The organism is Pseudomonas sp. Sample_9, assembly GCF_004307535.1.
GTDB lineage: Bacteria > Pseudomonadota > Gammaproteobacteria > Pseudomonadales > Pseudomonadaceae > Aquipseudomonas > Aquipseudomonas mercuritolerans.
The window spans coordinates 1-8117 of the sequence record NZ_RAZO01000223.1; the positions used below are offsets into that span (position 1 = coordinate 1).

Annotated in this window: 11 protein-coding genes; 3 read left to right on the plus strand and 8 right to left on the minus strand. The window is 60.0% G+C overall.

Translation table 11 applies throughout. The features are described 5' to 3' along the window. Positions 1-246 precede the first annotated feature (246 nt). Both D6877_RS12550 and D6877_RS12555 read right to left on the minus strand, forming a co-directional pair. Positions 247-471 carry a DUF1161 domain-containing protein gene (locus tag D6877_RS12550; protein WP_071173980.1) on the minus strand — a complete coding sequence of 75 codons (225 nt, stop codon included), beginning with the start codon at positions 469-471 and terminating at the stop codon, positions 247-249. Positions 472-600: 129 nt separating this feature from the next. Further along, a complete protein-coding gene (locus D6877_RS12555) occupies positions 601-816 on the minus strand; it encodes a dodecin (RefSeq protein ID WP_130910985.1) in 216 nt (71 codons plus the stop codon). Positions 817-982: 166 nt separating this feature from the next. On the opposite strand from D6877_RS12555, the gene D6877_RS12560 reads away from it, so the two are divergent. Next, on the plus strand, positions 983-1309 hold the full coding sequence (locus D6877_RS12560) for a DUF883 family protein (RefSeq protein WP_039757078.1): 327 nt from the start codon (positions 983-985) through the stop codon (positions 1307-1309). Here D6877_RS12560 and D6877_RS12565 read toward each other — a convergent pair. Continuing rightward, positions 1282-2199 carry a LysR family transcriptional regulator gene (locus tag D6877_RS12565; protein ID WP_130910986.1) on the minus strand — a complete coding sequence of 306 codons (918 nt, stop codon included), beginning with the start codon at positions 2197-2199 and terminating at the stop codon, positions 1282-1284. The genes D6877_RS12560 and D6877_RS12565 overlap by 28 nt on opposite strands. Before the next feature lie 113 nt (positions 2200-2312). On the opposite strand from D6877_RS12565, the gene trpB reads away from it, so the two are divergent. Both trpB and trpA read left to right on the plus strand, forming a co-directional pair. After that, positions 2313-3545, plus strand: a complete 1233-nt coding sequence (trpB, locus tag D6877_RS12570) for a tryptophan synthase subunit beta (protein ID WP_130910987.1) — start codon at positions 2313-2315, stop codon at positions 3543-3545. Beyond that, the gene (trpA, locus tag D6877_RS12575) at positions 3545-4354 is read left to right on the plus strand and encodes a tryptophan synthase subunit alpha (protein ID WP_024015029.1); all 810 of its coding nucleotides are present in this window, start codon (positions 3545-3547) and stop codon (positions 4352-4354) included. Before trpB ends, trpA begins: the two co-directional genes overlap by 1 nt. A gap of 58 nt (positions 4355-4412) precedes the next feature. On the opposite strand, the gene D6877_RS12580 is transcribed toward trpA, so the two are convergent. The 5 genes from D6877_RS12580 to D6877_RS12600 all read right to left on the minus strand — a co-directional run bounded on the left by D6877_RS12580 (position 4413) and on the right by D6877_RS12600 (position 8011). Then, positions 4413-6374, minus strand: a complete 1962-nt coding sequence (locus D6877_RS12580) for a DUF4105 domain-containing protein (RefSeq protein WP_130910988.1) — start codon at positions 6372-6374, stop codon at positions 4413-4415. Beyond that, positions 6371-6691 carry a DUF2388 domain-containing protein gene (locus D6877_RS12585; protein WP_039757071.1) on the minus strand — a complete coding sequence of 107 codons (321 nt, stop codon included), beginning with the start codon at positions 6689-6691 and terminating at the stop codon, positions 6371-6373. The genes D6877_RS12580 and D6877_RS12585 overlap by 4 nt, the downstream gene beginning before the upstream one ends. A 27-nt stretch (positions 6692-6718) precedes the next feature. Next, positions 6719-7036, minus strand: a complete 318-nt coding sequence (locus D6877_RS12590; RefSeq protein ID WP_130910989.1) for a DUF2388 domain-containing protein — start codon at positions 7034-7036, stop codon at positions 6719-6721. Between the two features lie 108 nt (positions 7037-7144). Then, entirely contained in the window at positions 7145-7462 is a 318-nt protein-coding gene (locus tag D6877_RS12595; RefSeq protein WP_130910990.1) for a DUF2388 domain-containing protein, read from the minus strand. A gap of 333 nt (positions 7463-7795) precedes the next feature. Continuing rightward, positions 7796-8011, minus strand: a complete 216-nt coding sequence (locus D6877_RS12600; protein WP_007911656.1) for a DUF1127 domain-containing protein — start codon at positions 8009-8011, stop codon at positions 7796-7798. Between the last annotated feature and the right edge of the window lie 106 nt (positions 8012-8117).

Sequence of the window (8117 nt, forward strand, 5' to 3'; positions counted from 1 at the left end):
GCTGATTTTCACCAGTGATCTTTACGAACACGCCGATCGCATCCATTCCTACGAACTGCTTGCGCAAGTCATGAAGGGATAACGCGAACCCTTGTAGGAGCTGTCGAGTAAAACGAGGCTGCGATCTCTTGATCTTGATTTGAAATCAAGATCAAGAGATCGCAGCGTGCCGCAGCTCCTACCCGGAAAATCATCGTCCACAAAAAAGCCGACGCATCCACGTCGGCTTTTTTACTTCAGGCGCAATCAACCGCGTTTGTAGACGATGTCCTTGCTGCCGCCTTCGCAACTGCCGACGACGTCGCCATCAGCCGCCGCACCCTTGTCGACAACTTCCAGCGAATAACCGGAAACGCCTTTGGCGTCGAGCTTCGCGGCGATTTCGCTTTTCAGCTCTTCACATGGCTTGCCGGCTGCAAACGCACCACCCGCAAGGCTCAACAAACCTACTGCCAACATGAACTTCTTCATCGGTCGCACTCCCTGGTCGGATTGAAAGAGGCGGGCATCGAGTCATCCACCCGATGCGCTCACCTTGTAGCGCTTTGCCATTCCCTATGGCACTCGGCCAGCGCGCAAGTTCAGAAGACTAGCTCAAACTCAGCTGGCGGCAATCTTGAAGCCGACTTTCAGCGTGACCTGAAAGTGCGCCACCTGGCCGTTTTCGATGTGGCCACGGGTTTCGGTCACTTCAAACCATTCCAGATTGCGCAGGGTTTTGTTGGCCTCGGCCAGTGCATTGTTGATGGCGTCTTCGATGCTGTTAGTGGACGAGCCGACCAGCTCGACTTTCTTGTACGTGTGATGGTCACTCATGGCGTTCTCCTTGGGTTGGAATGGCGTGTGAAATTGAGCCTAGCAGGCAATTGCACTGATGATTTCGGCGCCGCTGCGCTGCCGAAGTTCAGAATTTCTGCACTTTCTCGACATGCTGAAGTCCCAACCAACACACGCCACTCATCACCAATGCAGGAGAGCCACCATGGCCAACACCTCTTTACGTAAAGCCTCGTTGCAAAGCATGGAAGCCGAGATCGAGAGTCTGCTCAAATCGTTGGAAAGCTTGAAAGACGATGCTTCGGACGAGTCGCGCAAGACCCTCAAGGCGCTGAAAAGCAATGCCGAAAGTGCGCTGAAACATTCCCGTCATCTGCTCAGCGACGCGTACGAAGAAGTCAAAGTGAAAACCCGCGAGACCGGCATCGCCACTCGTGACTACGCGCAGGAACACCCATGGACCACAGCCGGCGTGGCTGTCGGTGCAATCGGTCTGCTCGCCGCCTACTTTTTGTTCAAGCGCGGTGAGTGATCAGTCTGGCGCAGCTCGTTCTTGAGCCATTGCGCCAGTTGCCGGGCGCGTCCGTCTGCGGCGCGCTTGGGTAGCCACAACGCCAGTTGCGCCGGGGTTTCGCAGAAGCCCCACGGCGCAATCAGGCGACCCGCCTTCAGATCTTCGGTCACCAGCGGCTCCGGCGCGATCGCTACGCCAAGCCCAGCTACCGCTGCCTCCAGCAAATAATACAAATGCTCAAAACCTTGCCCGAGCTTCAACATCTTGGGATCGAGGTGGTTTTGCTGCGCCCAGCTGGGCCAAGCTTGTGGGCGAGAGGTGGTGTGCAGCAAGGGCTGGTCGAGCAATTTTGCGGCAGGAGCGTCGTGCAGGTTCTGATAACCGCTGAACAACGGGCTCATCACCGGGCCGATGCGTTCCGCCGCCAGTTCATAGACCTGCATATCGGCCGGCCACGGTGGTTCGGCGAACAGCAACAGCGCATCGAGGCCCGGGCGCCGGGGATCGAGATCGCCTTCACCGGCCGACAGGTGCAGACGCAGATCCGGCAAATCGGCATTCAGCCGCCCCAGGCGCGGAATAAACCAGCGCGCCAGCAGGCTCCCCGAACAACCCAGCACGAACGGCGCATCCGCTGTGCTTTGCGTCAGTTCGGCGCAAACACTGCGCAACCGATCGAACGCCTCAGCGCTGGCATCGCGCAGACGCACGCCGGCATCTGTGAGTTTCAAGCCGCGCCCTTCCTTGACGAACAGGCTCACGCCGAGCTGTTCTTCAAGCACCTTGAGCTGGCGGCTGACAGCACCATGGGTCACGTGCAGCTGTTCGGCAGCCTGACTGACGCTGTTCAGACGGGCGGTGGCCTCGAAGGCGCGCAAGGCATTCAGCGGGGGAAGGTCATGGCTCATGGTATCTGTGAGTTTTCCTGACAGGTTGTGGCGATCTTATCGGTTTTCAGCCTGGAAAGTCAGGGGTAGAGTGGTCGTCATTGTCTTCTCACCGAATTCACCTGGAGCGACCCATGACCCAGACTTCGAACACCTCTGATCTGCGTAACGGCCCTGACGCCAACGGCCTGTTCGGTGCGTTCGGTGGCCGTTATGTAGCGGAAACCCTGATGCCGTTGATCCTCGACCTGGCCCGCGAATACGAAGCGGCCAAGGAAGATCCGGCCTTCAAGGAAGAATTGGCCTACTTCCAGCGTGACTACGTCGGACGTCCGAGCCCGCTGTATTTCGCCGAACGCCTGACCGAGTTCTGCGGCGGCGCGAAGATCTACCTCAAGCGTGAAGAGCTGAACCACACCGGCGCGCACAAGATCAACAACTGCATCGGCCAGATTCTTCTGGCGCGGCGCATGGGCAAGAAGCGCATCATCGCCGAAACCGGCGCCGGCATGCACGGCGTGGCTACTGCCACCGTCGCTGCGCGTTTCGGGCTGGACTGCGTGATCTACATGGGCACCACCGACATCGAACGTCAGCAGGCCAACGTCTTCCGCATGAAGCTGCTCGGCGCTGAAGTCATTCCGGTCGTGGCCGGCACCGGCACCCTGAAAGACGCGATGAACGAAGCCCTGCGTGACTGGGTGACCAACGTCGACAACACCTTCTACCTGATCGGCACCGTGGCCGGCCCGCACCCTTATCCAGCAATGGTTCGCGACTTCCAGGCGGTCATCGGCAAGGAAACCCGCGATCAGTTGCAGGCTCAGGAAGGTCGTCTGCCGGACAGTCTGGTGGCGTGCATCGGTGGCGGGTCCAACGCCATGGGCCTGTTCCACCCGTTCCTCGATGACAAGAGCGTTGAGATCATCGGTGTCGAAGCAGCGGGTTATGGCATCGAAACCGGCAAGCACGCGGCCAGCCTGAACGGCGGCGTGCCGGGCGTGCTGCACGGCAACCGCACCTTCCTGCTGCAGGACGACGATGGCCAGATCATCGACGCCCACTCGATTTCCGCCGGCCTCGATTACCCCGGCATCGGCCCTGAACACGCCTGGTTGCATGACATCGGCCGCGTCCAGTACACCTCGGTAACCGACGACGAAGCTCTAGAAGCGTTCCACAAATGCTGCCGTCTGGAAGGAATTATCCCTGCGCTGGAAAGCGCTCACGCCCTGGCTGAAGTGTTCAAACGCGCACCGCAGCTGCCAAAGGATCACCTGATGGTGGTCAACCTCTCGGGCCGTGGTGACAAGGACATGCAAACCGTAATGCACCATATGCAACAGTCGCAGCAGGAGAAACACTGATGAGCCGCCTGCAAACCCGCTTTGCCGACCTCAAGCAACAAAATCGCGCGGCGCTGGTGACCTTCGTCACCGCTGGTGATCCTGACTACGACACTTCGCTGGCAATCCTCAAAGGCCTGCCTGCCGCAGGTGCCGACGTGATCGAACTGGGCATGCCGTTCACCGATCCGATGGCCGATGGCCCGGCGATTCAGTTGGCCAACATTCGCGCCCTGGGCGCCAAACAGAATCTGGCGAAAACCCTGCAAATGGTTCGCGAATTCCGTGAAGGCAATAGCGACACGCCGCTGGTGTTGATGGGCTATTTCAACCCGATTCACAAATTCGGCGTCGAGCGTTTCATCGCCGAAGCCAAAGAGGCTGGCGTTGACGGCCTGATCGTGGTTGATATGCCACCAGAGCACAACGAAGAGCTGTGCGACCCGGCGCAGGCTGCTGGCCTCGACTTCATCCGCCTGACCACGCCGACCACCGACGACGCACGTCTGCCGCGTGTGCTCAACGGCAGTTCCGGTTTTGTCTATTACGTGTCGGTGGCCGGTGTCACCGGTGCCGGTGCCGCGACTCTGGAGCATGTGGAAGAGGCGGTTGCACGTCTGCGTCGGCATACCGACCTGCCGATCAGCATCGGTTTCGGTATCCGTACGCCGGAGCAGGCTGCGGCCATCGCGCGTCTGGCTGACGGTGTGGTGGTGGGCTCGGCGTTGATCGATCACATCGCCAGTGCCGATACGCCTGAGCAGGCTATCGATGGCGTGTTGAGTCTGTGTTCGGCGCTGTCCCAAGGCGTGCGCAAGGCTCGCGTCTAAAGCCGCAGGGGAAAACAAAAAGGCTTCAGAACAGGCGTTCTGAAGCCTTTTTTTGTGCTCAGGGTAATTGCAGTCCGCCCGAAGCCTTGTGCAGTTTGCGCAAATGCTCGCCAATCTGCTTCACGTTGGCCTCGCTGGCGGCAATCTCGGCGGCGCGCTTGGGTTCGAGCAGCTTGCGCACTTCAGTATCGAGGTCGCCGGACAGCGCCAGCAGCTTCTTCTGCCGCTGGCTGCTTTCCGCTTCCAGTCGGCCGAACTCGCTCGGCTGGGGCAGTCCGTAACCCTTGGAGTCGAGCAGTTCCGCCGGGCGGCTGAGGAAGCCACTGTTGGCGAGGATCTGCTGTAAGGTCGCGTTGGCCTTGTCCATGCCGCCGTTTTCCAGCTCGCGGGCGCCGAGGTAGCGTTGCTTGACCTCGTCCTGGGCCAGCAACAACTGCCGGCGGAAACTCGCCTGCTCGAGCAGCAACAGCGCGGCACTGGTGCGCAGGTCGGCGCGGTCGAACCATTCGCGGCGTTGTTCAGCGCTGAGTGACAGCCAGTCTTCGACAGTGGTCTGCTTGATTGGCAGTTGCTTCTTCAATACATCGAACATCGCTTGATAGCGATCGCGGAACGAGTCGAAGCGGTAACCCAGACGCAGCGCTTCTTTCGGATCGTCGAGCACACTGGTGTCGGCCAGACCACGGCCCTTGAGCACTTCCAGCAAGCCGTTGGGCATGATGCTGTCGAGGCCGACCAGTTGGCTGTTATTGCTGCCGCTGCGCAACAGTTTCAAACCCTCTACCGCGCAGTTGTTGGACAGGAAGAAGTAGTTGCCGTCGTAACTCCAGTGCATCTCGGCGGCATGTTCGACGACGCCTTCGATTTCCTCGCGAGACAGCTTCAGCGGCACCGAAGCGAGGCTGCGCAGCTCGGTCTTGGTGTATTCGTCGATCACTTGCGCCAGCGGCAACACGAACAGCCGCGACGGGTATTTGCCGACCAGTCCGTCCCAGCTCGACAGCTGTACATCGCCAACGAAGGCGCGATAGGACAGCACCAGGTGCTGGTCGAGGTCGAGGCGGCAATCCGGGCCACGCGGGCGACCGGGGGCGCAGATCACCAGGCGCAGCATGCTGTGACCCCAGCGGCTGACCCAGTTCTGATTGGCCTCGGCCAGCAGGTAATCGACCGCGTAGACCCGTTCCGGATCGACTTGCCCCAGAGGCTGCTTGGCGAAGTCATTGCCCGCATTGAGAAAGGCGAAGCTCTTGCTGCAGGTGTCCTGCGCTGGCGGCGCCCAGCCGAAATGTTCCTTGTAGTAGCGATACAGCGCCGGGCGGCGGCAGGCGTAGCTCGGGTCGAGGAGGAAGTACTCCATGTTGACCGCGACGAATTCCTTGGGGCTGGAGACTTCGTAAAGGTCCGGGCTGCGGGCGATCTGGCGGTTGTGTTGTTCGCGCTCGCCACGGCGGCCGACGTATTGCTGCCAACCGGCCAGATCGAGCAGGCGCGGATCGTCGCTGATGGTGAAGCGGCGACCGTTCTGCCCGCGACACTCATCGGGAATGCCAATCAGCCCGGCGCTGTTGAAACGCCGGGTGCAGCGATGGATCACCGTGCGTTCGGCGCTTGGCCATAACCGCGCGCGGTCGTAGATATGAGTGATTTCGTGCAGCACCGTGGCCAGCAGTTCCTGCCGCACAGTGCCGTGGGGGCGATTGGTTTTCTCTTTCGCCGCGGTGCCATCGGTGAGGCCAGCGAGCAGCTTGCGATTCAGATCAAGCTCGGACACCAGCGTCGCTTGTCCATAAGCGTTGGCAGGCATTTCGTCGGTCCAGCCGACGTCGATGCGCCGATCCAGCCGCTCGATGAAGCTCGGCGGCAGTTTCGCCATGGCCTCATCGATCAGTGCCTGACTGGCCTGTTGTTGAGCCGGGCTCAGACCCTCGGTCTTGAGCCGCAATTGCAGGCCGGCGTGAGCGCTGTTGCCAAGCAGCAACAACGCCCCGGCCAGTAGCCAGGCGCCAACGGACCTCACAGCGCGAGGATGGCTTCGGCGAGTACCTGATCACTGGCGTCGCGCGCTTCCGGCACACGAGTACGCAAGGTGTTGAGAGCAGCTTCGAGGTGCGCGCCACGGATGTCACCGTTGCTGGCGACGAAACTGGCGGCGTCGTCGTGAGCTTCGCGGATGATTTTCGAGTCGCGGATCGAGGTGGTGGTATCGGAGGTGAAATCGATGGTGCGCTGGGAGGCACGAACGATGATGTTACTGGTGGCTACCAGGGTGTGCGCCTGGGCCACATCGGCCAACACAAACAGGCCAAGGGCGGCAGCAATCAGCGGGCTACGCATGGAACGACTCCGGAAGGACAAGGATAACTATTGGACGAGAATTGCCTCTGCCAGTTCAAGGTCGCTGGCATGAAGTTTTGGCCGGGTTTTGCGCAGGTAATGCAGCGCCGATTCCAGCCGTGCGCCACGCCATTCACCGTTACTGGCAACGAAGGCGGCGGCGTCATCATGGGCGGCGAGCAGCAGTTTACGGTCGAACGGTGCAGAAGACACCATGCTGGTCGCGTAACCGCTGACCACCGTGCCTTGGGTCGACGCATTGAAAGCATCGAAGGCATTGGCAGACATCGCCCAGCAGGCGCTGAACAAGGCAGAAGAGATGAGCAGGTTTGGAAGAGAGCGCATGGGACTCGACAACTGTTAACGAGCCTGAAGGCTAGCGCAAATGCCCGGGCCAGAGCCAGCGTTGAAACATCGGGACACGGCTGGCGTGTCCCGCATTGTGGCAATCGATCAGAGGGTCAGAATGGCCTGAGCCAATTGGGCATCGGTGGCATTGAGTTGTGGCGCCTGATGGCGGATGTGATCGAGCGCGCTTTCCAGCTTCACTCCACGGATATCGCCTTCGCTGGCCACGAAGCTGGCGGCATCGTCGCGGGCGGCGAGGACGATCTTGTCGTCACGGAACGAGGAGGTCACATCGGAAGTGGCGTCGGAAGAGGCTTTCAGCGCGCCGACGATCGAGTCGGTGGTGACGATGAAGCTGGTAGCGCTGGCGTTGGCAGTCACGGCCAGCAGGGCGGCGGCACTGAGCAGGCGAAGACGGGTCATGATGGAACTCCTTTGGATAAACCGTAGTGAGAGGTGGCTCGGTATCTGAGGAGTCAGACGCCTGTTGCGCAACGTTCGCCACGTTCTGCATGGATATTAGGCTGCCAGATGCGGTTCGCCCAGTGGTGGCCAGTGATACTTCAAAGGTTCTGGATGACTGTACCGGTATATTCGAGTATTTCGTAAATTGTACCTGTACTCGTTCATATATGCGTTTTAGAGCATTCAAGGCCCCTGAAACGACAGAACCCGTCGTGGTTGCCCACGACGGGTTCTGCTTGTGCAATTCGGGTTGCTGGCGGTGGGTCTGACGACCAGAGCCAGCGACGCTGCTTAGCGCCAGAACGGCTTGCTCAGCTCTTCGTAGCGTTGTGCTTCGCTGATACCGGCGTCGGCCAGCAGGCGCGAGTCCAGACGAGCCAGTTGATGGCGGCTGGAGATGCGGCGCTGCCACAACATCAGGTTGGCAATAACGCGCAGAGGCAGGGAAGCCTGGGTGTTTACAGCTTTGTCTTCGAAGAACAGTTCGGAACTGAGTGTACGTTCCATGGTTGACATCCTTCCGCTTGTGGCGGGATCAGGTAGTGGTTTGACTGGTGCCCATGATCCTCTCGTTTGCCTAGTCTCTGTAGATACAGTTCATTTGTATTGTGAG